At 60.1% G+C, this 25,467-nt stretch carries 20 protein-coding genes; 12 read left to right on the top strand and 8 right to left on the bottom strand.

Features of this window, described 5'->3' with window-relative positions; all coding sequences use genetic code 11:
- The first annotated feature begins 86 nt into the window (after positions 1-86).
- The 3 genes from C5750_RS20910 to C5750_RS20900 all read left to right on the top strand — a co-directional run bounded on the left by C5750_RS20910 (position 87) and on the right by C5750_RS20900 (position 3,347).
- Positions 87-1,562: an aldehyde dehydrogenase family protein gene (locus C5750_RS20910; protein WP_105736372.1), complete on the top strand. Its 1,476-nt coding sequence runs from the start codon at positions 87-89 to the stop codon at positions 1,560-1,562.
- 54 nt (positions 1,563-1,616) lie between these two features.
- Positions 1,617-2,366 carry an SDR family oxidoreductase gene (locus C5750_RS20905; RefSeq protein WP_105736370.1) on the top strand — a complete coding sequence of 250 codons (750 nt, stop codon included), beginning with the start codon at positions 1,617-1,619 and terminating at the stop codon, positions 2,364-2,366.
- Positions 2,367-2,501: 135 nt separating this feature from the next.
- Positions 2,502-3,347 carry an oxidoreductase gene (locus C5750_RS20900; protein WP_105736748.1) on the top strand — a complete coding sequence of 282 codons (846 nt, stop codon included), beginning with the start codon at positions 2,502-2,504 and terminating at the stop codon, positions 3,345-3,347.
- A 53-nt stretch (positions 3,348-3,400) separates the two neighbouring features.
- On the opposite strand, the gene C5750_RS20895 is transcribed toward C5750_RS20900, so the two are convergent.
- Positions 3,401-5,005 carry an inorganic phosphate transporter gene (locus C5750_RS20895; RefSeq protein ID WP_105736368.1) on the bottom strand — a complete coding sequence of 535 codons (1,605 nt, stop codon included), beginning with the start codon at positions 5,003-5,005 and terminating at the stop codon, positions 3,401-3,403.
- Positions 5,006-5,143: 138 nt separating this feature from the next.
- On the opposite strand from C5750_RS20895, the gene C5750_RS20890 reads away from it, so the two are divergent.
- On the top strand, positions 5,144-6,268 hold the full coding sequence (locus C5750_RS20890; RefSeq protein WP_105736366.1) for a beta-ketoacyl-ACP synthase III: 1,125 nt from the start codon (positions 5,144-5,146) through the stop codon (positions 6,266-6,268).
- 1 nt (position 6,269) lies between these two features.
- Positions 6,270-7,022: a YiiX/YebB-like N1pC/P60 family cysteine hydrolase gene (locus tag C5750_RS20885; RefSeq protein WP_105736364.1), complete on the top strand. Its 753-nt coding sequence runs from the start codon at positions 6,270-6,272 to the stop codon at positions 7,020-7,022.
- On the opposite strand, the gene C5750_RS20880 is transcribed toward C5750_RS20885, so the two are convergent.
- On the bottom strand, positions 7,007-7,630 hold the full coding sequence (locus tag C5750_RS20880; protein WP_105736362.1) for a TetR/AcrR family transcriptional regulator: 624 nt from the start codon (positions 7,628-7,630) through the stop codon (positions 7,007-7,009). The two genes, C5750_RS20885 and C5750_RS20880, sit on opposite strands and share 16 nt — an antisense overlap.
- Positions 7,631-7,720: 90 nt before the next feature.
- Here C5750_RS20880 and C5750_RS20875 point away from each other — a divergent pair, with 90 nt between their 5' ends.
- On the top strand, positions 7,721-8,512 hold the full coding sequence (locus C5750_RS20875; protein ID WP_105736360.1) for a crotonase/enoyl-CoA hydratase family protein: 792 nt from the start codon (positions 7,721-7,723) through the stop codon (positions 8,510-8,512).
- Positions 8,513-8,519: 7 nt separating this feature from the next.
- Here C5750_RS20875 and C5750_RS20870 read toward each other — a convergent pair whose 3' ends face one another.
- The 4 genes from C5750_RS20870 to aceA all read right to left on the bottom strand — a co-directional run bounded on the left by C5750_RS20870 (position 8,520) and on the right by aceA (position 13,065).
- Complete coding sequence (locus C5750_RS20870) at positions 8,520-9,806, bottom strand: NAD(P)/FAD-dependent oxidoreductase (protein ID WP_105736359.1); 1,287 nt, start codon at positions 9,804-9,806, stop codon at positions 8,520-8,522.
- 10 nt (positions 9,807-9,816) lie between these two features.
- Complete coding sequence (locus C5750_RS20865) at positions 9,817-11,250, bottom strand: glutamine synthetase family protein (protein WP_105736357.1); 1,434 nt, start codon at positions 11,248-11,250, stop codon at positions 9,817-9,819.
- A gap of 184 nt (positions 11,251-11,434) precedes the next feature.
- Positions 11,435-11,668 carry an SMc00767 family acetate metabolism repressor gene (locus C5750_RS20860; protein WP_027230260.1) on the bottom strand — a complete coding sequence of 78 codons (234 nt, stop codon included), beginning with the start codon at positions 11,666-11,668 and terminating at the stop codon, positions 11,435-11,437.
- Positions 11,669-11,775: 107 nt separating this feature from the next.
- Positions 11,776-13,065, bottom strand: a complete 1,290-nt coding sequence (gene aceA / locus C5750_RS20855) for an isocitrate lyase (protein ID WP_105736355.1) — start codon at positions 13,063-13,065, stop codon at positions 11,776-11,778.
- Between the two features lie 250 nt (positions 13,066-13,315).
- On the opposite strand from aceA, the gene C5750_RS20850 reads away from it, so the two are divergent.
- The 6 genes from C5750_RS20850 (at position 13,316) to C5750_RS20825 (ending at position 19,995) form a co-directional block, all read left to right on the top strand.
- On the top strand, positions 13,316-14,737 hold the full coding sequence (locus C5750_RS20850; protein WP_105736353.1) for a helix-turn-helix domain-containing protein: 1,422 nt from the start codon (positions 13,316-13,318) through the stop codon (positions 14,735-14,737).
- A gap of 96 nt (positions 14,738-14,833) precedes the next feature.
- Positions 14,834-15,781 carry a DMT family transporter gene (locus C5750_RS20845; RefSeq protein WP_105736351.1) on the top strand — a complete coding sequence of 316 codons (948 nt, stop codon included), beginning with the start codon at positions 14,834-14,836 and terminating at the stop codon, positions 15,779-15,781.
- A 169-nt stretch (positions 15,782-15,950) separates the two neighbouring features.
- Positions 15,951-17,042 carry a polyamine ABC transporter substrate-binding protein gene (locus C5750_RS20840; protein WP_105736349.1) on the top strand — a complete coding sequence of 364 codons (1,092 nt, stop codon included), beginning with the start codon at positions 15,951-15,953 and terminating at the stop codon, positions 17,040-17,042.
- Between the two features lie 66 nt (positions 17,043-17,108).
- Entirely contained in the window at positions 17,109-18,254 is a 1,146-nt protein-coding gene (locus C5750_RS20835; RefSeq protein ID WP_105736347.1) for an ABC transporter ATP-binding protein, read from the top strand.
- 9 nt (positions 18,255-18,263) lie between these two features.
- Positions 18,264-19,175 (top strand): ABC transporter permease subunit, encoded by a 912-nt coding sequence (locus C5750_RS20830; RefSeq protein ID WP_105736345.1) that lies wholly within the window; start codon positions 18,264-18,266, stop codon positions 19,173-19,175.
- Position 19,176: 1 nt separating this feature from the next.
- Positions 19,177-19,995, top strand: a complete 819-nt coding sequence (locus C5750_RS20825; protein WP_105736343.1) for an ABC transporter permease — start codon at positions 19,177-19,179, stop codon at positions 19,993-19,995.
- A 16-nt stretch (positions 19,996-20,011) separates the two neighbouring features.
- Here C5750_RS20825 and C5750_RS20820 read toward each other — a convergent pair whose 3' ends face one another.
- Positions 20,012-21,949, bottom strand: coding sequence for an AsmA family protein (locus C5750_RS20820; protein ID WP_158531264.1), 1,938 nt, complete (start codon positions 21,947-21,949; stop codon positions 20,012-20,014).
- Positions 21,950-22,131: 182 nt separating this feature from the next.
- Positions 22,132-25,311: a sensor histidine kinase gene (locus C5750_RS20815; protein ID WP_105736340.1), complete on the bottom strand. Its 3,180-nt coding sequence runs from the start codon at positions 25,309-25,311 to the stop codon at positions 22,132-22,134.
- Positions 25,312-25,467 lie beyond the last annotated feature (156 nt).

The raw sequence follows: 25,467 nt of genomic DNA, 5'->3' as shown, positions 1-25,467 counted from the left end.
GGCCAGCGCCGATCCGTCTTCTGCGTCAAAATGCATTCCCAAGACGGTTCAATTCCAATACCATCGGCGCAAAGCAGGAACCCGTCATGGATCAGAATCTCTCTCGAATTGTCGCACAGGATAAGAATTTCCTGAATATCATTAATGGCCGGCGGGTCGCCGCACTCTCGCAGGAAACGATCACTGTTTTGTGTCCGTCCGATGGTTTGCCCTTTGCCACCATTCCGGCGGGCAATGCCGATGATGTGGATCGTGCGGTGCGGGCGGCGCGGGAAGCCTTCGAACGCGGCCCCTGGAGCCGGATGCCAGCCTTCGAGCGCGGCCGCCTGCTGACGCGGCTCGGCCAGCTTGTCGAGGAGCATGGCGACGAGCTTGCGGCGCTCGAATCGCGCGATACCGGCAAGCCGGTCCGTCAGGGCAAGGCGGATGTCGCTGCGACCATGCGCTACTATGAATTCTATGGCGGCGCCGCCGACAAGATCCATGGCGATACCATTCCCTTTCTCGACGGGTTCACGGCGCTGACACTGCGCGAACCGCATGGCGTGGTTGCCGGTATCATCCCATGGAACTATCCGATGCAAATCATGGCGCGCGTGGTCGGCGCAGCGCTGGCGATGGGCAATACGCTGGTCATCAAACCGGCCGAGGATGCCTCGCTGTCCGCCATCCGCATCGGCGAACTGGCCATCGAGGCGGGATTTCCGGATGGCGTTCTCAATATCATCACCGGTTATGGCCGCGACGCAGGTGCGGCCCTGTCATCGCATCCGGGCATCGATTACGTCACCTTCACCGGCTCGCCGGTTACCGGGACCGCGATCCAGCAGGCCGCCGCCGCGAACAATCGCGGCGTCACCATGGAACTGGGCGGCAAGTCGCCGCAAATCCTGTTTGCCGATGCGGATGTGGAAAAGGCCCTGCCGGTTCTGGTCAACGCCATCATCCAGAACGGCGGCCAGACCTGCTCGGCGGGCAGCCGCATCCTGATCGAGCGGCCGATCTACAACGATGTCGCGGCAGCGTTGGGTGAACGGTTCAGCAAGCTTGTCGCCGCACCGCACGACATGGACCTCGATCTCGGCCCGATGGTAAACCCGGCGCAGAAGCGCAAGGTCGAGAATTTCATCACCTCCGCCGCCGAGTCCGGAATAGAGGTTGTTGCCCGCGGTTCCATTCATGTGGATGCGCCGCTGGAGGGCTATTACGTCGCCCCCGTGCTTTTCGGCGCTGTCGATCCCGCTTCGGTGCTGGCGCAGGAAGAAGTGTTCGGGCCGGTATTGTCGCTCTTCGCATTCGATGACGAAGCGGATGCCATCAGGCTTGCCAACGGCACCGATTACGGGCTTGTCGCGGGTATCTGGACCCGGGACGGTGCGCGCCAGCACCGTGTCGCCAAGAAAGTGCGTGCCGGACAGGTTTTCGTCAACGCCTATGGTGCTGGCGGCGGTGTCGAATTGCCGTTTGGCGGTTTCAAGAAATCCGGCCACGGACGCGAAAAGGGCTTTGAAGCGCTCTTCGACATGTCCGCAACCAAAACGGTCGTGTTCCGCCACGACTGACCGGGCGAACACCCGGAACAATCCCATTCAAGATCAATAGCATGAGGAAATGACATGACCCGTTTGGCAGGCAAGACAGCGATCATCACCGGCGCGGCAGCCGGATTCGGCGAGGGGATGGCGAAGCGCTTTGCCGAAGCGGGGGCCAACGTCGTCGTCGCTGATCTCAATCACAAGGGCGCGGAAGCCGTTGCCGATGCCATCGGCAAGAATGCCATTGCTGTCCAGGCCGATGTGTCGCGCAAGGAAGATGTGGATGCCATGGTTGCGTCTGCCATGGACACGTTCGGCCGCGTGGATATCATGATCAACAATGCCGGGTTCACGCATCGCAACGGCTCCATGCTCGAGGTGGATGAAAGCACGTTCGACCTGATCTCGGCTGTCAACATGAAGGCGATCTACTACGCAACGCTTGCCGTGGTGCCGATCATGGAAATGCAGGGCGGCGGCTCCATCATCACCACGGCATCGACGGCTGGCCTGCGCCCGCGTCCCGGCCTGACCTGGTACAACGCGTCCAAGGGCTGGGCGATCACCGCGACGAAATCCATGGCGGTTGAACTGGCACCGAAAAACATCCGGGTCAATTGCCTCTGTCCCGTGGCGGGCGATACCGGCATGCTCAGCCTGTTCATGGGCGAGGACACCCCGGAAAAGCGCGCGCAGTTCAAGGCTTCGATCCCGCTCGGCCGCCTGTCGACACCGCTCGATATTGCCAACGCAGCGCTTTGGCTCGCTTCCAGCGAGGCCGAATTCATCACGGGCGTGGCGCTGGAAGTGGATGGTGGGCGCTGCATTTAGACGGAATCAACTGATTTTGTCTTGAATCACGGCTGCATTGGCCTACATCCGGTGTGTCGTCCAATTTCCCCAATGGCTGCCTCCGGCTGATCGTGGTCCGATCAGCGGCGCCGCTCATCCCTCAAGGACATGATCATGACATCAAAACCCGTCTGGTTCATCACTGGCTGTTCAACCGGTTTTGGCCGCGAACTGGCGCGCCACACGCTTGAACTGGGTTATCCCACCGTCATCACCGCGCGCAATCCTGCACAGATCGAAGATCTGGCGCGGGGCAATGAGGACAAGGCCCTTGTGCTCAAACTCGACGTGACCAATGCGGACGATATTGCCGCTGCCGTCAAGGCGGCGGAAGCCCGCTTCGGCCGTATCGATGTGCTCGTCAACAATGCCGGCATCGGCTATTTCGGTTCGCTTGAAGAGAGCGACATCGATGAAGTGCGCCAGATGTTCGAAATCAACGTCTGGGGTCTCGTCAATATGACCCGGGCCGTCCTGCCCGTCATGCGCAAGCAGCGGTCGGGGACTGTCGTCAATATTTCATCGATTGGCGGCCTTGTGGCCAATTCGGCCGTGAGCTTCTACAACGCCACCAAATTCGGCGTCGAAGCGATTTCGGAAGCCCTGTCCAAGGAAGTGGCGCATCTTGGGATCAAGGTTCTGATCGTGGAGCCCAGTGGTTTCCGCACGGACTGGGCCGGACGCTCGGCCAACGAAGCGCCGACGACCATCGAGGATTATCGCGAGACCTCCGATCAGCGCATGCAGCAGATCAGGACATCCAGCGGCAATCAGCCGGGCGATCCGGTGCGGGCGGTCAAGGCGATCGTCCAGGCCGTGGAAGCGGAAAAGCCGCCACTGCGCCTGCTGCTTGGCAAGTTTGCGCTCGCCGGAGCCCGCAACAAGATTGCAGAGCTGCAGCGGGATTTCGATGCCTGGGCCGAGGTAACCGAAGGCGCCGATGCGCCGAAGGGATCCTGATCAAACAAAATGGCCGGCATTGCCGGCCATTTTCGCATCGATAAGTCCCGTTCCTAGATCAGCTGGCGCAGGATCACGAACAGGGTAAAGGACAGGGCAATCGACACCGGCAGTGTCAGCACCCAGGCCATCAGCAGATTGCGCACCGTCGACATCTGCAGGCCCGAGCCGTTTGCCACCATCGATCCCGCCACGCCCGACGAAAGAATGTGGGTCGTGCTGACCGGCAGGCCCAGCGTGTCGGCGGTGAAGATCGTGCCCATGGCAACCAGTTCGGCCGAAGCGCCCTGTCCATAGGTGAGGTGAGTCTTGCCGATCTTTTCACCGACGGTCACGACGATCCGCCGCCAGCCCACCATCGTGCCCAGACCGAGGGCCAGCGCCACGGCAACCTTCACCCAGGTCGGGATGAACTTTGTCGCATTGTCGATGGCCTGGTGATAGGTCTTGATGGTGGCAAGGTCAGCCGGTTGCATCGGCAGCAGCTTGGCCTTGTCGATCAGCTTCAACGCTTCGCCGGTCAGATACATGTTGTTGCGGGTGTTGCTGACCATGCCGACCGGAACCGTCGATGCGGAACCGTAGGGCGATATGCTGGCATTGGTCTGGTCGATGAACTGGCGCAATGCGACGGTGGTTTCATCGCTCCATGTCTTGTTGCGCACTGCATTGCTGACCACCGCATTGGCATCGGTGACGGTGATGCCGGGCTTTTCATAGGAGCGCAAGGTGGTTGCGGCTGCGGTCGCGGCGGACTTGTAGGCTTCCAGATAATTGATATCCGGGGTGCGGTTGAGCGCGAAGGATGTCGGTACGACACCGATCAGGATCAGCATGATCAGCCCCATACCCTTCTGGCCGTCATTGGAGCCATGGGCGAAGCTGACACCCGTGCAGGTGAAAATCAGCAGGCCGCGGATCCACAAAGGCGGCGGGGTCTGGCCTTTCGGCGCTTCATAGAGGGCTTTGTTTTTGATCAGCAGCCGCATCGCCAGCAGCAGCAGGGCGGCCATGCCGAAGCCGACGAGCGGCGAAATGAGCAGCGACATGCCAACTTCCGTCGCCTTCGACCAGTCGACGCCGCTGGTGGCCGTGCCGGTCGGCGCCAGGAATTGATTGGCGAGACCGACGCCGACGATCGAACCGATCAGCGTATGCGAACTGGAGGCAGGCAGCCCCAGATACCAGGTGCCGAGGTTCCACAGAATGGCGGCGGTCAGCAGCGAGAATACCATGGCAAGACCGGCGCTCGAGCCGACCTGCATGATCAGTTCGACCGGCAGAAGCGAGATGATGCCGAAGGCAACGGCACCGCTTGCGGTCATGACCCCGAGAAAATTGAAAATGCCGGACCAGATCACGGCGATCTCGGCGGGCAGGGAATTCGTGTAGATCACCGTTGCAACCGCGTTGGCGGTATCGTGAAAACCATTGACGAATTCAAAGCCCAGCGCCGTGACAAGTGCAAGCCCTAGGAGAATCCACGGCACGGCGACCGAGCTGGTCAGATCCTGGGTGAGTGAATATCCGACATAAAAAAGGCCGCCAATCAGGATGGCGACCACCGCATAATTAGGCCAGTTGCCTAAATTGCTTGGTTTGTCGAGCGGGTGTTCGTCTTTTAGCAGACGTGCGTCAGTCGCATTGCTTAGCGTCATCAGAAAATCCCCAGTATTTCATTCAAACACCGGGGAACGCTAAGACCGGCGCATGAACTCTTGATGACAATACATCATAGCTTGCGCGACGAGACTTGAGCGTCTAACGCTTCAGGCAGATAAAATTATGGAAACGCCATGCACAAGGTCGTCATAAGCGGTACCGGTGTCTTTACGCCGGAACTCTCCATCAGCAATGCCGAACTCGTTGAAGCATTCAACAGCTATGCCACGCGGCAGAACGAAATCCATGCCGATGAGATCGCGGCGGGCACGCGCGCACCGATGACGATGTCGGCGGAAGATTTCATCGTCCGCGCATCGGGGATCGAGCGGCGCTACGTGCTCGACAAGTCGGGGATTCTCGATCCGGCGGTCATGCATCCCGTCCTGCCGGAGCGCAGTGACGATGCATTGTCCGTCATGGCCGAAATGGCGGTCAAGGCGGCAACCGCTGCGCTGGCCAAGGCCGGCCGTACCGCTGGCGACGTGGACGCCGTGATCTGCGCTGCTTCCAATCACGAGCGCCCCTATCCGGCGATTGCCATCGAGGTGCAGGAAGCGCTGGGGATACAGGGCTTCGGCTTCGACATGAACGTTGCCTGTTCGTCGGCGACATTCGGCATCCAGGCGGCGGCCGACATGATCCGTTCCGGGTCGGCCCGTGCCATTCTCATGGTCAATCCGGAGATTTGCTCCGCCCATCTCGAATGGCGTGACCGCGACTGCCATTTCATTTTCGGCGATGTCTGCACGGCGGTGCTTCTGGAGCGCGACGACCTTGCAACGGCACCGGACCGGTTCGAGATCATCTCGACCCGCTGTCTGACCCAGTTCTCCAACAATATCCGCAACAATAACGGTTTCCTGCGCCGCACGCGCGAGGGCCACATGACCGATCGCCGCGACATGCTGTTCCGCCAGGAAGGCCGCAAGGTGTTCAAGCAGGTCGTGCCGATTGTTTCCGACCTGATCCTTACCCACCTTGCCGACGAGAATGTCGCACCGGCACATCTGTCGAGGCTCTGGCTGCATCAGGCCAACAAGGGCATGAACGATCTGATCGGGTCGAAGGTGCTGGGGCGTGAACCGGAAGCGGGAGAACAGCCGAACATCCTGCAGGACTACGCCAATACGTCCTCTGCAGGGTCGATCATTGCCTTCTCGAAATATTCCGATGATCTTGCGCCGGGCAGCCTGGGCGTCATCTGTTCCTTTGGCGCGGGCTATTCCGTCGGCAGCGTGATCGTGAAGAAGGTGTAGCTTGGCGCTCCCGGAGCCTCTCACCACGGCGAAGACGTCCCGGCCCGATCCATCGGGATTTCAGTCAGGTGATTTTGTGTGGCCGAAGAAGCCGGGCGTTATCGTTCCCTATTCCGCGTCCTACGCGCCTGAGATGCGGCAGATTCCAACTGATTTTTACGACAAGCAAAAGTTCGAAGCCGAGAAGAGCGCTTATCTGGAGCGAGCAGCAAAATCCGATCCGGATTTCGCCGCATCGCAAGAAAACCGGCTCAATCGGCTGAGCTTTGAAGCGTTTGCCAGACAATATCACGGGTCGCACACCCTGAACGCGGCGTCATTGGGGACGGGATCGATCGTCTACGTTGGACATGTGGCTATCCTTGAAATTTGCGATGGCGCGCCGTTTGTGATTGAGGCAGTCTCGGGCCAAGGCGTGATCAGGCATTCCTATGAAGACTGGCTTGCTTCCCGCCCCGGAGAAGATATCTGGCTTGGCCGGGTTGAGGATTTGCCGCAGGAACAGCGCTCGGAAATACCAGCCGAAGCAAAAAAATATCTTGGCCGCCCCTATGAATTCTTCAATCTGGATTTGAACGACGATTCCGGTTTCTATTGTTCGAAACTCGTTTGGCTGGCCATTTTCCGCAGCCTGCAATTTGCCATCGATGACGATCCGCAGGGCGAGAGATTTTTCTGGTTCTCTCCCAAGCAGTTGATGAATGCCAGGCGAGTCCAGCTTCTCTACAATCCTGGAAGCTATCTGGACAACTGAGACTTGTTTGAAAGCGAAGGTCGCTCGGCGGTCCTGATTTCAGACAGGTGAACAAGGGCCGCTGCCGCTTTGCCCGCAGCCTCGACATAGCTGGCGTCGCGATGGACGAGCATGACCGAAAAGGCTCCGTCCATCAGCAGAACAATCTGCCGGGCGAGGGCTTGCGGCTCTTCCACGCCGGCTGTTGCCAGAACATCCGCCAGCCACGCCTCGAATTTCTTCTTGTGTGCGGAACCGATCTTGATGGCGGGATGGCCGGGCATGTTGGCCAGTTCGGCGGCTGTCCGCAGGAAACCGCAGCCTTTCCATTTTTTGTGCCGCGCGGCCTTGGCCAGATGGGTGAAGATCGCTCCGACCTTGTCCGCAATCGCGCCGTCCGCCGCGTTGAACCATTTCGCAAACAGCGCAAGATTGGGCTGGTCGCGCGACTGGAGATAGGCGGCAACCAGATCGTCCTTGCTCTTGAAATGATAGTACAGCGTCCGCTTTGTCAGCTCCGCCGCTTCCGCAACGGCATCCACGCTGACTGCACGGATACCCTGCGCATAGAACAGGCAGCTGGCGGCATCGAGAATGCGGTCGCGGGTCGGGTCGGATGTCCTTGGCATAGTGATAAAGTATACCAACCAGTGAATATACACAATGCGCAAGGGGCATTACATCTTCGGCCTTGATCCCTTCTGTGAAAGGCAAAGCCGATGTCCGATCCCGTGCTCTTCGAAATCAAAGACAATATCGCGTTCCTGACCCTGAACCGGCCGGAAAAGCTCAATGCCCTGAACTATGCAACCAATGATCTGCTGCTGCAGCTTCTCGACCGCATCGAGGATGATCCCGGCATCCGCGCCGTCATTCTGACGGGCGCAGGCGACCGGGCGTTTTCAGCAGGCGGAGACATTCATGAATTCTCGCAGAGCATAAGCGAGGGCGTTGATATCGCCGTCAGGGCGTTCGTGCGGCGGGGGCAGGCGATGACCGCACGGATGGAGGCGTTTCGCAAGCCGGTCATTGCTGCCGTCAATGGCATTGCCTTCGGCGGCGGTTGCGAAATCACCGAGGCGGTGCATCTGGCCGTTGCAAGCGAGCGCGCCGTATTTGCCAAGCCCGAAATCAATATCGGTATCCCGCCGACCTTTGGCGGCACCCAGCGCCTGCCGCGCCTTGCCGGACGCAAGCGCGCGCTGGAACTGCTGTTGACCGGCGATACTTTTTCAGCGGCGCGAGCCCTCGAACTCGGCCTCGTCAACAGGGTGGTTCCCCACGAAGACCTGCTTCCCGCAGCGATCGAGCTTGCCGGCCGTATTCTGCGCCATTCCCCGGTGGTGGCTGCGGGCATCATCACTGCGGTCACACGCGGGTTGAACATGCCTATCGGCGAGGGGTTGCAGATGGAAAGCGAACAGTTTGCCCGTGTCGCGCCGTCGCACGATACACGGGAAGGGTTGAATGCCTGGATCGGGCGGCGGGTGCCCGCATACCGGGGAAACTAGCCGGGATTCAGATCCGGTCCATCAGGGCATACCAGCTGAGTGCCAGAAACAGCAAGGGCGCGCGGAAGGTGCGCCCGCCCGGAAATGCCGGTACTTTCAGCTCTTCCAGCAGTTTCAGGCGGTCGCGATTGCCGGCGACGGTTTCGGCATACAGCTTGCCGGCATAGTTCGACAGCATCACGCCATGACCGGAATAGCCGCCCGCCGAAATGACATTGGGCATGACTTCGCGCACGAAGGGCTGCCGGGGCAGAGTGATGCCGACGGAGCCGCCCCAGGCCTGCGTGATTTCCACCTCGGCGAGTGCCGGATAAATCTCGGCGATCTGCCGGCGGATATGGGTGCTGATATCAAGCGGATTGTCTGCGGTGTAGGCTTCCCGTCCGCCGAACAGCAGCCGCCCATCCTTGGAACGGCGGAAATAGCGCACGACAAAGCGGGAGTCATCGACGCTCTCGCCGCCGGGCAGGACTGGACTGTCTTGGCCAAGCGGCACCGTAGCGCCGATGAACGAGCGGATCGGCATGACATGCGAAGCACTGACCGGTTCGAGGTTGCCGCCATAGGCATTGACCGCGATCAGGCATTTGGCGGCCGTCACATCGCCTTTGGCCGTTGCCACCGTCACGCGCCCGTTCTGCGAGGTGATGCCGGTAACTTTGGTATTCTCGTAAAGATGGGCCCCGGCCCGCGCGGCCGCCCGTGCTGTGCCGACCACAAGTTTCATCGGCTGGATATGGCCGGTGCCCGCATCGTAGACACCGCCGAGATAGCGCGTGGAACCGAGGCGTTCCGCTGTCTCCACCGCATCCATGTAGTGAATATGCGGATAGCCGAAACGCGTTGCCATCAGTTCGGCATGGGCGCGGTAATCTTTCAGATAGCGCTTCTTGTGCACAACGGACATTTGCCCCGGCACGAATTCGATGTCGATCTTGTGCGTGTCGGCGAACTGCAGAAGGTGTGCCTTCGCCTCTTCGGCAAGATCGAACAGCGCCTTGGCGCGGGTAAAGCCGTATTGTCCTTCCAGCTCCTCCGCCCAGGCGCGCTGTCCGGTGCCGAGCTGACCGCCATTGCGCCCCGAGGCGCCGTCACCGAAACGGCAGGCTTCCAAGAGGACGACGCCGACGCCCGCCGAGGCGAGGTGAACGGCGGCGGAAAGGCCGGTAAAGCCGCCGCCCACGATGACGACGTCGGCGGTGCGCGAACCGTCCAATGCCGGATATTCGGTGCGATCCGCAATGGTCGACTCATACCAGGAGACGCCGGGGGAAATCGGGGATTGGTAGGGCATGTTCTACTGATCAGACGTTGAGGAGCAGATATTCGCGCTCCCACGGACTGATAACCTCCATGAAAGTCTCGAACTCCGCGCGCTTGATGGCGGCGTAGGTGATGGCAAAGGACTGTCCCAGCATGGCGGTCAGGTCCTTGTCCTGCTCGAACAATATGGTCGCCTCGATCAGCCCGCGCGGCAGCTCGATCAGGTTGTCATTGACCGTGGTCGACGCAGGCGCATCCGGCTCGATCCTGTTGTTCATGCCGAGCAGGCCGCAGGCGAGTGACGCCGCCAGGGCGAGATAGGGATTGGCGTCCGACGACGGAATGCGGTTTTCCACACGCCGGGCATTGGGGTCCGAACGCGGCACGCGGAAGGCCGTGGTGCGGTTGTCGTAGCCCCATTTGACATTGACCGGCGCAGACGCGGCCGGTGTCAGCCGCCGGTATGAATTCACGTAAGGTGCGAACATGACCAGGGAGGCCGGAACGTGCTTCTGCATGCCGCCGATAAAGTGGCGGAAGGCCTCGCTTTCACTGCCATCGGGATTGGAAAACACGTTGCGGCCGGTCTTCTTGTCGACAATCGACTGGTGGATATGCATGGCCGATCCGGGCTGGCCCTGGATGGGCTTGGCCATGAAGGTCGCATACATGTCGTGCTTCAGCGCCGCCTCGCGGATGGTGCGCTTGAACAGGAATACCTGGTCCGCAAGCTCGACGGGGTCGCCGTGGCGCAGGTTGATTTCCAGTTGTGCCGCGCCTTCTTCGTGGATCAGCGTGTCGATCTCCAGACCCTGACCCTCGGAGAAATGATAGATATCGTCGATCAGTTCGTCGAATTCGTTGACGCCGGCGATGGAATAGCCCTGGCCGCCGCCAATCGCCCGGCCGGACCGGCCGACGGGCGGGGTCAGCGGATAATCGGGATCGGGGTTCTTCTTGACGAGATAGAACTCGATTTCGGGCGCGACGACAGGCTTCAGGCCCTTCTTGTTATAGGCGGCAACAACGCGCTTGAGCACGTTGCGCGGGGTGAATTCCACCGCAGCGCCGTCCTTGTTCACGAGGTCGCAAATGACCTGCGCGGTGGGGTCGCTCTCCCAGGGCACGACGGAAAGGGTCGACAAATCCGGCATCAGTTTGAGGTCGCCGTCGTCTTCCGGATAGGAGAAGCCATAGCCGTCTTCGGGATAGTCGCCGGAGATCGTTGCCATGAACACCGCGGAAGGCAGCGCCAAGGATGTGTTGGAGGTGAATTTCTTCGACGGCATCATCTTGCCGCGGGCAACGCCCGCCTGATCCGGGGTGATGCATTCGATGTCTTCGATATCCCGCCAGGCCAGCCACTCGGAAGCTTCACGCCAGTTTTTTACGCCGCGGGTGGCTTTGACATAGGCGGGCGTGCGCCGCCGCGTTGAGGTCCGTGCGGGTTTCTTCTCAGGGGTTTCAGAAGGCATCAATCACCAGAATTTATTGCGGTTTTTGGATGATAGATCAAAACTCATCCCGATGGGAAGGCGGGCGCGAGAAAATTGTGGTCGTGTTTTTTGCCGTCAAAAACCAAAACCGCCCGCAATTGCTTGCGGACGGTCCGGCGCGCCGTGCTGGTTCCAGACCGAAACCAGAGACGGCCACGGTGAGCTATTGCCGGGTGACGACCACCGGGATCAGCAGGTCGCCCCAGTTGCCGTCGCCGCCATGGTGACGGGCGGAGCGGACCAGCTCCACGGACACGCCGGCATCCACTGCCTTCATGACGGATTGGTTGAGGCGATGCAGATCATTCGCGACCATGCGAATGACAGCCTGCTGGTCTGCATTCATGGCCGATGATTGCTCCTCGGCCCGTTCCTTCACGCGTGTCTGCGGTGCCATGATGATGCTCCTTGTTTCTGGCGTTGCAGTGGAACAATCACCGTGATTGTCCCGTATGGACCGGCGGCATGTAAGGGCCTCGCCGGCGGTCCGGATTGGGATGCCTGTTACTCGGCTGCCGGACGGAACTGCGCCGTCTCGGTCGATTCCTTCATGGCCGTCGTCGACGACTGACCGCCCGTGATGGCCAGTGAGACCGCATCGAAATAGCCCGTGCCAACCTCGCGCTGGTGCTTGGTGGCGGTGTAGCCGTTTACCTCGGCGGCGAACTCCGCTTCCTGCAGCTCAGAATAGGCGGACATCTGGCGGTCCTTGTAGCCGCGGGCCAGTTCGAACATGCCGAAGTTGAGCTGATGGAAACCGGCCAGCGTGATGAACTGGAACTTGTAGCCCATCGCACCCAGCTCGCGCTGGAACTTGGCAATCGTTGCTTCGTCCAGATGCTTCTTCCAGTTGAACGAGGGCGAGCAGTTATAGGCCAGCAGCTTGTCCGGATGTTCCTTGCGCACGCCTTCGGCAAAACGCTTGGCCTGTTCGAGGTCCGGCTTCGAGGTCTCGCACCAGATCAGATCCGCGTGCGGTGCATAGGCAATCGCCCGGGCGATGCAGGAGTCGAGACCGTTCTTGACCTGATAGAAGCCTTCCGTGGTGCGTCCGGCGTCATAATCGACGAATGGGCGGTCGCGCTCGTCAATATCCGAGGTCAGAAGCTTTGCGGCTTCCGCATCCGTGCGGGCAATGACCAGGGTCGGCGTTCCCATCACGTCGGCGGCAAGCCGCGCGGCGTTGAGGTTGCGGATATGGGCAGCGGTCGGGATCAGAACCTTGCCGCCGAGGTGGCCGCACTTCTTTTCCGATGCCAGCTGGTCCTCATAATGCACGCCCGCAGCCCCGGCCTCGATGAAGGCCTTCATGATCTCGAAGGCATTGAGCGGCCCGCCGAAGCCGGCTTCCGCATCGGCAACGATCGGTGCGAACCATGTGTCGACCGACAGACCCTTGCCTTCCGCCGTTTCGATCTGGTCGGCGCGCTGCAATGTCTTGTTTATGCGTTTTGCAAGCTCTGGAGCAGCATTTGCAGGGTACAGTGACTGGTCAGGATACATGGCGGAAGCAGTATTGGCATCGGCTGCAACCTGCCAGCCGGAGAGATAAATCGCCTTAAGGCCCGCACGCACCATCTGCATCGCCTGGTTGCCCGAGAGAGCGCCAAGGGCATTGACGAATCCGTCTTCATGGATGAGCTGCCACAGGCGGTTGGCACCGTTTTCAGCAAGAGTATATTTGATCTGAACCGAACCGCGCAGTCTTTTGACATCGTCAGGCGTATAGGGACGTTCAATACCATCGAACCGGCCTCCCGGGGCATTGGGTACGAGATTGTAAAAATCAGTCATTGTCTTTCTCCAGCTTCTGTTGACGCGATCGCAGACAGGTCATTTGGGAGTTTCGATGGCTGCGTTCATGTGACTGAATTTACATTGCAGTGCAGTAATTCCAATAAATATCGCCATAATAGGCGGATTTATCGAGTTAGCATGTCGCTGCTTTGACAAATATGATTTGTAAATTTGTAAACTTTGTAATACTGCTTCGATGTCCAAGCGTGTGTAAATTTTGTCAATATTGCTGACATAAGAGGTGGAAATGGCCGAGGGCAAGATATTCGCCGGTCCCCGCATCCGGCGCATCCGCAATGAGCAGGGGCTGACGCAGACGGCCATGGCCGAAGCGCTGGGCATTTCGCCGTCCTATCTCAATCTCATCGAGCGCAATCAGCGCCCGCTGACAGTGCAGCTGCTGTTAAAACTGTCTTCCACCTACAAGATCGAACTCGATACGCTGCAGGTTGAAACCGGCTCGTCCATGGCGGCACTGAAAGAAGTCTTTTCTGATCCCTTGCTCAACGGCGAATTGCCCGGAGACCAGGAACTGATCGAGATCGGCGATGCCGCACCCAATGCAGCGGCCGGTGTCATCAAGCTGTACCGCGCTTACCGGGAATCGCTGGAGCGCCTGTCCGATCTCTCGGGAATGCTGGCAAAGGAAGGGCATGCGCCGTCGCTGTCATCCACGCGTTTGCCGCTCAGCGAAGTGCGGGACGTGCTGGAGCGCAGACCCAACCATTTTGCCCGCATAGAAGGGGAGGTTGACAGCTTCATTCACCTGATCAAGCCGGGCGATGATCTGTCCGGTGCCTTGAAGGCATGGCTGAAAAGCGAGCATGGGATCACGGTGCGTGTCCTGCCGGTTGCAACCATGCCGAACTGGCGGCGGCGCTATGACCGGCATTCGCAGCGCCTGTTTATCTCCGAACGGCTGTCGCCGTTCGATCAGCTGCGCGAACTGGCCATCGAGGCGGTTCTCATCCGCATGCAGGTGGTTGTCGCGGCTGAGATCCAGGAGCTGAAACTATCCTCCGATGAAGCGCGCCGCATCGCCCGGTTTGAACTTGCCCGTTATGCGGCGCAGGCCCTGATGATGCCGTACCAGGCATTCCAGACCGCTGCCCAGCGCGCCCGCCACGATGTCGACGTGCTGCGCTCGCGTTTCAATGTCTCCTTCGAGCAGGCGGCCAACCGGCTGACAACCCTGCAAAAGCAGGGGGCGGCGGGCATTCCGTTTTTCATGCTGGAGGTGGATCACGCGGGCAACCGCTTCCGCCGGGCTGGCGCACAGGGCTATCCGCAGTCACGCTTTGGCGGCGAGTGTCCAAAGCTGGCGGTGCACGCCGCCTTTGCTCAGCCGGGCCAGATTCTTGTCGAAGCCATCGAGATGCCGGGCGGCGCCGAATTCATGACCATTGCCCGCACGCTCGAGGGGCCGCAAGGCGGGTTCAATGAGCGCCCCCGGCGCACGGCGATCCTGCTCGGCTGCGATATCGGCTTTGCCGATGAAACGGTTTATGGTGCTGCGCTTGGCGGCAGGAATATCGGTGCGACGCCGGTGGGACCCGCCTGCCGTCTCTGCGAGCGCTCGGCCTGCCTTTCGCGTGCCGAGCCGCCGGTTACCCGGCCGCTGGGGCTGGACGAGATGGTGACGGGGCTGAGTGCCTTCGATTTTCAATGATGCCGCTGGATTTGCGGGCGAAAACGATGCAGAAAGCGACAATCTCCGGTCGTTTCCCACACTCACTGCAGAGTTGAAATTTGGCATTGTATCCCCATGAGTGTTTCGTCTGTCCCGCTGCCGCCGGTTGCCGCGCCTGATCCCGCCAAGAGCGCATCGGAGACCGCGGTCGGCTGCCTGCTGGTTGCGGGCTCGGCCATCGCCTGGAGCACGGGCGGCGCTCTGACCCGGTTTCTCGACACGACGGATAACTGGACGGTGGTGTTCTGGCGCTCCGTATTCGCCGGGCTCTTCCTTTTGTGTTTCATGCTGGTCCGCGATGGTCCGCGCGGTACGCTGCGGCTGTTCCGCAGCATGGGGCTGGCCGGGGTGGGCGTCGGCATCTGTTTTGCCATTGCATCATCCTGCTTCATCGTTGCCCTGTCCTACACGACGGTCGCCAATGTCCTGTTGCTTCAGGCGGCAGTGCCGCTGCTGGCGGCGCTGATTTCCTGGGTGCTTTTTCGCGAAAGGGTCAGTCTTGCAACCTGGGGTGCCATTGCCGTGGTGATCGCCGGCGTTGCCATCATGGTTTCCAACTCGCTGGATGGTGCGGTTTCACCCATCGGCGACCTTCTCGCCTTGCTGATTGCCATCTCCTTTGCATCCGCCACGGTGATCACGCGGCGCAAGGCGCATCTGCGCATGACGCCTGCGGTTTTTCTCGGCGTGGTGATGGCTGCCTGTGCCGCCTCGATGATGAGCGGATCATTCTCGGCAAGCGCGCGGGACTTCGGTTTCCTGTTTGCTCTGGGGGCGGTCAATCTCGGTCTGGGCCTTGCGCTTTTCGTCAGCGGCGCCCGTCTTATTCCCTCGGCGCTTGCCGCGTTGATCGGCACGCTCGAGCCTGTGCTCGGGCCGGTGTGGGTCTGGCTTCTGCACAATGAAGTCCCGACGCAGCGCACCATCATCGGCGGCGGCATCATCCTTTGTGCCTTGCTCTTTCATCTGGGCTGGGAATACCGGCGCCAGCGCGCGGCTTCGACGCGAAAGCCGGTGGTCTGACACTCCCTGCGCGGGAATGCGGCGATCAAAATCGCGTTGATCTGCAACTTTAGATGAGGGAGTTGCTGCAACCCAGTTGACGAAGTGATCGCAATCTAAAAAGGTAGAGGAAACTTGGGAACCCCTGGCACGGCTGAAAGATCAGGTGCCAGCAGCATGGAGGCATTTTATGGGTATCAAATCCATCCTTTTAACGGCCACTTTCGCCCTTGGACTTGCCACGGCAGCCGGCGCGCAGGAACGCGTCGTCAACGTCTACAACTGGTCTGACTATATCGACGACAGCATCCTGGCTGACTTCACCAAGGAAACCGGCATCAAGGTTGTCTATGATACCTTCGACTCCAATGAAATTCTCGAAACCAAGCTGCTGGCAGGCGGAACCGGTTACGATGTTGTTGTTCCGACTGCGTCCTTCCTGCAACGCCAGATTGCCGCCGGTGTGTTCCAGAAGCTCGACAAGTCGAAGCTGCCGAACCTGAAGAACATGTGGGATGTGATCAACCAGCGCATCGAAAAATATGATCCCGGCAATCAGTACGCCGTCGACTACATGTGGGGAACCACGGGTCTTGGCTATAATGTCGACAAGATGAAGGAAATTCTCGGATCGGATGCGCGTCCGAACTGGGATATCCTGTTCAAACCCGAAATGGCGGCCAAGTTCAAGGATTGCGGCGTCCACGTGCTTGATTCTGCTTCGGATGTCCTGCCGTCGACGCTCGCCTATCTCGGCCTCGATCCGGACAGCAAGAATCCCGACGACCTCGCCAAGGGCGCGGACCTGTTGACAGCGGTTCGCCCATCGATCCGCAAATTCCATTCGTCGGAATATATCAATGCACTCGCTGCCGGCGATATCTGTCTGGCACTCGGCTATTCCGGCGACATCCTGCAGGCCAAGGCGCGTGCGGAAAAGGCCAATGCCGGCGTGAAGCTGGACTACGCCATTCCGTCGCAGGGTGCGCAGATGTGGTTTGACGTGATGGCCATCCCCGCCGATGCGCCGCACGTGGCGGAAGCCCACGAATTCATCAACTACATCATGCGTCCGGAAGTGGCTGCCAAGGCTTCGAACTTCGTGTCCTATGCCAATGGCAACAAGGCCTCGCAGGAATTCATCGACAAGGCCATTCTGGAAAATCCGTCGGTCTATCCGGATGAGGCCACATTGGCCAAGCTCTTCACCGTGACGCCTTACGATACGAAAACGCAGCGAACCGTCACGCGGCTCTGGACCAAAGTGGTAACAGGCCAGTAAATATCGAGAAAACCCCGGCAGAAAATGCCGGGGTTTTTAACGTCAAGACCAAATACCGGGGCAATCATGAAATCACTGGGAAGCTTTCGCCGTAAATTCGCACCTTGGAATGATCCTGAAGCAAAACCCTATATTTCCTTCGAGAATGTCACCAAAAAGTTTGGTGACTTTACCGCTGTCGATGACTTGTCCCTGACGATCTACAATCGTGAATTCTTTGCCCTTCTCGGCGCATCCGGCTGCGGCAAGTCCACGCTCCTGCGCATGCTGGCCGGGTTTGAGGAGCCGACCTCGGGCCGCATCCTGCTTGACGGCCAGGACATGCGCGGCATCCCGCCCTACAAGCGGCCTGTGAACATGATGTTCCAGTCCTATGCCCTGTTCCCGCACATGACCGTCGAGGGCAACATCGCCTTCGGCCTGAAGCAGGATGGCATGCCGGCGAACGAGATCGCCGCGCGCGTTGCGGAAATGCTCAAGCTGGTCAAGCTCGAGCAGTTCGCCAAGCGCAAGCCGCATCAGCTTTCCGGCGGTCAGCGCCAGCGCGTGGCGCTTGCCCGTTGCGTCGCCAAGCGGCCCAAGGTGCTGCTGCTGGACGAGCCGCTGGGTGCGCTCGACAAGAAACTGCGTGAAGAAACACAGTTCGAACTGATGGACCTGCAGATGAAGCTGGGCCTGACCTTCGTCGTCGTGACGCATGATCAGGAGGAGGCCATGACCATGGCCGACCGTATCGCCGTCATGGACAAGGGCAAGGTCAAGCAGGTGGCAACGCCCGCGGAAGTCTACGAAGCCCCGAATTCCAAGTTCGTCGCCGATTTCATCGGCAATGTGAACATGTTCGAAGGCACGGTTTCGACCGTGGTGCCCGGCAAGGTCGACATCGATGTCCCGGCCGACAAGATCACCATTCGCACGGATGCAACCCGCGACTGCGCCGCCGGCCAGTCCGTCGGGTTTGCCATCCGGCCGGAGAAAATCCGCCTCAGCCGCAAGGAACCGGCCAATACCGCCGTCAACGCCGCGCATGGCGAACTCTACGATATCGCCTATTTCGGCGACATGACGGTCTTCCACGTCCGGCTTGAAAGTGGCCGCATCATCAAGGCGGCCAGTTTGAACGCGGTGCGCACGGTCGAAGACCCGCTTGGCTATGACGACATGGTCTGGGTCAATTTCGATACCGATGCCGGCATCCTGTTGACGGCGTAGGGGGCTGCCATGCAAAAACTGATCGCGTCCGTCGTCAGCCGCCTCGTCATCAGCATTCCCTACCTGTGGATGCTGATCTTTTTCCTTATCCCGTTCATCATCGTCTTCAAGATTTCACTCTCGCAAGTGACGATGGCGATACCGCCCTATACGCCGACGATTGATATCTGGGCGGGCTGGCAGGGGCTGGTCAACAGCGTCTCGCAGTTCTCCTGGGACAATTACACGTTCCTGGGCAGCGATCCGCTCTATGTCAAAGCCTACCTGTCCAGCGTGATCATTGCTGCCATTTCGACATTCCTGACGCTGCTGGTGGGCTATCCCATCGCCTATGGCATGGCGCGGGCGCCCGCGACGGTCCGGTCAACCCTGCTGATGCTGGTGATCCTGCCTTTCTGGACAAGCTTCCTCATCCGCGTTTATGCGTGGATCGGTATTCTCAAGCCGGAGGGGCTGCTCAACCAGTTTCTTATGTGGGCCAATGTCATCCACACGCCCCTGAACATTCTCAATACCAACACCGCGGTGCTGATCGGCATTGTTTATTCCTATCTGCCGTTCCTAGTGCTGCCGATCTATTCGACACTGGAGAAGATGGATTATTCCCTGGTCGAGGCGGCAGAGGATCTCGGCTGCCCGCCCATCACCGCCTTCTGGAAAATCACCTTCCCGCTGTCGCTGCCCGGCGTTGTCGCCGGTTGTTTCCTTGTCTTCATTCCGGCCGTCGGCGAATTCGTCATTCCCGATCTTCTCGGCGGATCGGAGACGTTGATGATCGGCAAAACCCTGTGGAACGAGTTCTCCGCCAACCGTGACTGGCCGCTGTCTTCCGCGGTCGCCGTGGTTCTGCTGGCGCTGCTGGTCGTGCCCATCGTGCTGTTCCAGCGGTCGGAAGCCAAAGCCCAGGAAAGCGAGAAGTGACATGAACACCACCTGGTCCCGCTTCAATATCGTTTCGCTGGTCATCGGTTTCGCGTTCCTCTACCTGCCGATCGTGCTTCTGGTTGTCTTCTCCTTCAATGAATCCCGTCTTGTCACCGTCTGGGCCGGCTTCTCGACCAAATGGTATGTGTCGCTGTTCAACAACAAGAGTTTCATCGATGCGGCGTGGGTCACCATCCGCGTCGGGTTGATTTCGGCGACCTTTGCGACAATCCTCGGAACGCTCGGTGCCCTCGCGCTCACCCGCTATACGCGCTTCCGGGGACGGATGCTGTTTTCAGCGATGATCTATGCGCCGCTGGTCATGCCCGAGGTTATCACCGGCCTGTCGCTGCTCCTGCTGTTCGTCGCCATCGGTTTTGACCGGGGCATCTGGACCGTCACGCTTGCCCATATCACATTCACCATGTGTTTCGTGGCTGTTGTGGTGCAGTCGCGCCTGGTAACGTTCGACCGTTCGCTCGAAGAGGCGGCCATGGATCTCGGGGCGACACCGGTGACCACCTTTTTCAAGGTTACCCTGCCGGTGATCATGCCCGCGGTGGTATCGGGCTGGATGCTCGCCTTCACGCTGTCGCTCGATGATCTGGTGATTTCAAGCTTCACTTCGGGACCGGGAGCGACCACCCTGCCGATGCGGATTTACTCGCAGGTGCGTCTCGGGGTGACGCCGGAGATCAATGCTGCCTGTACCATCCTGATTGCCATCGTGGCCGTGGGCGTGGTGATCGCGTCGATTGCCAACAAGCGCCGCGAAGTACAGAAGGCGCGGGACGAGCAGGCCGCCGCCCGTCACTAACCTCTTTCTCGATGCACTAATTCCCCGGTGCGATGATCGGCGAGATGAAGGGATTGTCCCACGATCCGCCGATAAAGAAGCGCGTGTGGTTGAATACCGGCGCGGGCTTCTGTTCGGCAGGCGCGGCTTGCGCGGTGGCGTCAGCGGGCGCCGGGGCAGGGGCTGCCGTTGTTGCAGGAGCTGGAGCCGGTGCCGTAGCCGGAACTGGCACCGCGTAGTCGCCGGTCAAGGCCAGGCTCTTGCCGATGAGGGTGACAATGCCGGCAAAGCTCAGCACGCCGGATTTCATCTGCACTTGCGCCGTCTCAAGGGCGGCGACGCCGTCCATGATATTGGCCTTGATCTCCATGCGGTCGAATGCCAGCCAGGCGTCGGTTTTCTCATTCAGGCTGAAAAACCGGTCGGTTTTGGCCCGGTTAAGCAGGTTGTTGAAATCGATGCTTTTGATCTGCCCGGTGCCGAAGCGCATGCTGAGGGTTCCCTTGGCGTTCTCCATGGCCGATGACCACCGGGTGATCGGCCCCTTGAGAACGAGGGATATCGTGCCCTTGCCCAGTTCGAACCGGTTGCCAAGCCCTAGCAGCGGGGCAATGGCGGCGCTGTTCACATCCGTGCCGTTGAGACGCAGTTCACCGGTGGCGCCGCCATCGCCTTCTTCTGCCAGCTGGAAACTTGCGGCAATGGAGCCGTTGAAGGCCGCCGCCTCGCCGATGTCGAAAATGGCCCGGCCGTTGCGAACCTGCGCGGTGGCGGCAACATTCGTCAGATTGACCGAACCGGCCGTGGCCTTCTGGGTGGAGACGCGCAGGTCCACATTGGCCTGTTTGAGGAACCGGGTATCGATAACCGCATTGGCGTTGGCCGACCCGTCGGGCAGGGGCATGAAGCCTGCCAGCACGGAGCGCAGGTCGAGCGTCTCGAAGGCAAGCGTGCCGGTGACGCTTGGCGTTCCATCGTTCAGGACGATTTCAATGCCGCCCTTGGCCGGATTGTTGTTCAGCGTTGCCGTCAACCCGTCCAGCTTCATGCGGTTGGCCGAGCCGGAAACCGTGGCGTCGAGGGCGAAGCTGCCAATGGGTGCGCCGGGAATGGATGGGGTCTTCGACCATTCCAGCGTCCGGCGCAGGGACGGGGAGGTCAGCGACAGGGTACCCTGAAAGAACTGGTTCTTGGCAATATTGGCCGAGCCGTTGAAAGCAAGGGTGAGCGGCGTCGATGTCAGGTTCACCTGAAGCGGGCTGGTGCCGCCGGCCAGCAGCAGCAGCGCCTTGCTGGCGGAGCTGTCGATCTCGGTTTCCTCGCCATGCCAGATGGCATTGCCGCGGAAACTGGCGACGCCCGAGGTCTGCGGCCATTCAAAAACGCCGCTGATACTGGAAATCTGCTCTTCCGCTCCGTTGAGCGGCCGCTTGAATGTGACCATGGCGTCTTCAAGCCGGATGCGTCCGAACGGCTGCGACGACACATTGCTCATATCCGGCTTTGCTGGATTGGCCTCGATGGCCGCCCGTGCCTCGCGCATGACGTCGCCGATGCGCCCGTCGGTTTTTGCCAGGGATTCGCCGATCTGCGACAGGCTCTTGATCGGCTCATCGATGACAAAACGCGGCCGGATGATGGTGGTCTCGGTGAATTCCGTCCGGCCCATCAGGGCGGAAAGCAGCGACAGATCAACCTCGATGCGTTCCGCCTTCATGAAAGGCGTGCCTTCGCTCTGCCAGGGATTGCGGATGGTCACGTCGGCGAGCGAGGCGGAAAAGACCGGAAAGAACGAGATTTGCGGCGTCTGCCGTGATTCGACACTGTAACCCGTCCAATTGCTGAGCTCCTGAATGAGCCGGGCACGGATGACATCCGTGCTGACGAGATAGGGAATAGCGGCGAGAAGTCCCGCGGCAACGAGAGCCAATGCGATGATTGTCGCGAATATGTTCCTCGGCCGGTACCAGGACATGAATATTCCGATGTCTGCTGTTCTTCCGGCGTCACGCCGGAAGGTTTCACGCTTCTCCATCTACGGTTTAGCGATGATGCGTTGCAATTCAAGGGCCAGAGATAGTCGGACGCCAATTTGTTGCAGAGCGTTTGCCATCGCATTGCGGAGTGAATGAGGCGATGGAAGCTGTCTTACAATTTTCAGTCAGCGAGAACGCGGGTCGATGGAAAACTGATTTCGACCATCGTGCCGCGCCCCGGCGCCGAATCGATGGCGAAGCTTGCGCGGTTTGCTTCGGCCATGGCCTTTGTCAGCGGCAGGCCGAGACCCGTGCCGTCGGTGCGCGCATGTTTGGGCGTGGTGATCTGCTTGTAGGGACGCAGCGCCTGTTCGACTTCCTGCCGCGTCATGCCGATGCCGGTATCGCGCACCCGCAGAAGCACGTCGCCGCTCGGTTCGTAACTGGTCGAAACGATCACCTGTCCGCCCGGTCCCGTGAAACGCACGGCGTTCGACAGAAGGTTGAGGGCAATCTGGGTGATTGACCGCTGGTCGGCGACAATGTCGGGCAGGCGCGAGGTAAGGCTGGAGCGGATGATCACCCGCTCGCGGTTCGCCTGCGGCTGCATGATCGCCACGGCCTCGGTGAGAGCGTCATTCAGCGAAACCGCCTGGAAGTCGAACTCCACCGCCCCCGCCTCGATCTTGGAAATGTCGAGGAGATCATTGACCAGCGACAGCACGTGATTGCCGGAACGGCTGATATCATGGAGATAGTCGCGATACCGCTCATTGCCGACAGGGCCGAATTTTTCGTCGGCCATCAGCTCGGAAAAGCCGATGATGGCATTGAGCGGCGTGCGGATTTCATGGCTGATCCGGGCGAGGAATTCGCTCTTCTGGCTGGAGGTGCGCTCTGCCTCGCGCTTGGCGCTGAGCAGTTCTTCCTCGGCCTGTTTCCAATGGGTGATGTCCCGCAGCACGACGCAAAAGCCCTTTGACGCGTCGAGCTTGCCGATGGTCATGAACAGCGGAATGAACCGCCCCTTGCTTTCGCGGCCGATGACCTCGCGGCCATCATTGAGAACGCTGGCAACCCCGTTGTCCGACAGGCCGCTGACATAATCCATGGCCGTCCGCTGGCTTTCGATGGCAAAGAGCAGGGAGAATGCCTTGCCTTCCACGTCTTCCGGATTGTAGCCAAACAGCGCCGCCGCCGAATGATTGACCGAACGGATGGCACCGGCGGAATCAAGCAGGATCACACCATCCGTCGCGGTATCGAGAATCGCATTCAACTCGTCGATGCGGGTTTGCAGAAGCTGCCGCTCGCTGTCGTCAAACCGCTGTTCCGGCGATTGCACGACGGGCGGCTGCACCTCCGGCGACAGGGCCAGCAGCAGGGCGCGTTCGCCGTCTTCGTCCCAGCGTACGGCTTGAAGATGTGCCTGGACACGTCTGGTCGTGCCGTCGCTCAGCTGCAGGTTTACACCTTCCGCTGTCTCGCCGTCCGTCTGTTCCGGACTTTCGGCAAACAATGCGTTCAATCCGCCCGCCGCATTGATGTCCGCATGCGTTTCATGAAGCGTGGCATCGAGCAGGGCCTTGTTGGCGTAGAGAAGAATGCCATGGCGATGGATGAGGACAGGAAGAGGCAGGGCGGCGAGAACGGTGGTATCGACGCCGTGCCGGGCCTTTGTCCGGATATTCTCGGCAAAATCCTGCTGCGGCGACGGACCGGCCGCAATTGCCGCCGTCTCCTTGTCTACCGGTACGGAGAAGCCTGGGCCGACCACTTCCGCATCGGGAACGGGCGGCACGACGGGCGCGGACATCGCCGGCTGGTCCGATGGCGCTTCGACGCTGGTTGCAGAAGCCGCAGGGGCGGCTTCCTTTGGGTTGTCAGCCAGAACTTCACGGCGCAGCCGCTCCGCGATTTCCCTGAAGGCATTGCGTTCGGCATCGTTCAGGCGCCCGTCATCGCGCGGAAGACGGTTGGTCTTCAACGGGATGACATTGCCTTCAATCGCTTCTATCCCGGCTTCGTCGCGGGCGGGTTCGGCCGGTGCGGCCGGCGTAATGGCGATGACGGGTTTTTCGCCGTTGAACACATCGCCGTTGAACACATCGACGGGCGGGATGGGCTTGGGCGCGAGTGCCTTGCCGATGGCTTCCGGATCGGTGGTAACATCACCCATGCGGGCAACACCGAACCCGCGAAAGCCCATGAATACCCGCTCGCGCGAATAGATCGGCAGGCCCGCCAATTCGACGGGCACGCGCAAACCGGTGCCTTCAATCGGCCACAGCACCGAGCGGCCGGACCACGTGTCGCGCCGTTCGAGAAGTTCGGCAATCTCGCCGCTGCTGTCGAGCCCGTAGACATTGGCGACGTCGCGGAAGGATTTTCCGATGACCGCCGCCGAGTTGGGGCCTACCGCGCTAACGAATTCGGGCGATATTTCATCGAAGGTTGCATCGGCATCGACTTTCCAGACAAACCGGATGGGATTGTCCGAGGGCTTGTAGTGGAAGGACCCGTCTCCGGAGATCGCATTCTCCGCCTGTCGCAGGGCTGGTTCGACGGCAACAGTGTCCTGCGGCGGTACCGCCGCTTCGGCACGGCTTTCCCGGACATCCTGGACAACGCTGATTGGCGGTGCCACGGGCGCTTCCGGCTGTCTGTCTTCCGTATCTGCCGGCTGCTCTGCGCTTGCATTGACGTCGCGGATGGCAAAGAGAAGATGCAGGGCAGGGCTGTCGGTCAGCCGCGCTATGCCGGCCGGTACGGAACCGTTGGCTGTCTGCACCGGACGTTTCACCAGCCGGTTGCGTTCCAGGCGCACTTCGCGCACCAGATCGCCCAGCATCTTGTCGCTGAAGCCGATGCTGCGGAACTGCTCCGAGGCAGCCAATATCGTGCCCGCGGCGTCGATCATGGCCGCATGGGTGGTGCTGTCGCCGAAACCCTTGATGGCCAGCGCGGCAATCCCGGTTTCGGAATTCAGCCGGGCGGTATTGGCAATGGACAGAAGGATGGCGGCTTCGCCGCGTGGCAAGGTCAGGTCGCTTGCCTGGAGTGTCAGGATGCGGCTGGCCAAGCCGAAGGCCACGCGCAATGACACGGTGCGGCCATGGCCGATGGCGGGGAAACCGTCCAGCGCCTTGAGCTGCCGTCTCGCCTGCACATTCAGAACAGCGCCGGCATCGAGAATATCGTCGATGGTCGCATAGCCAAGCGCGTTTGCACCCTGGCCATTCGCCCAGATGACATTCTCCAAATCCGGAGAAATCACCACAAGCGCATCGCCATTGGCAAAATGCTCGCGAATTTCATCCAGAACGGCAATATCGATGAATGGGTAAGTTCCAGACGTCATCGTTTGACCGGTGCACTCCACAATAAAGCATCCGCTGTCTGCGGATTGTCTTAATACTCTGTTAATAATCGTCTGGCGACCAATCGTCCACTCACAGTCCCTTACGTCACACGTCTTTCTCTTGGTTTAGTTAACTTGGAAGACGCTCCACAAAAA

Origin of the sequence: Phyllobacterium myrsinacearum (genome assembly GCF_002980555.1) — a bacterium.
GTDB lineage: Bacteria > Pseudomonadota > Alphaproteobacteria > Rhizobiales > Rhizobiaceae > Phyllobacterium > Phyllobacterium myrsinacearum.
Note: the sequence above shows the minus strand (reverse complement) of the source record. Positions and strands in the feature narration are given on the sequence as shown.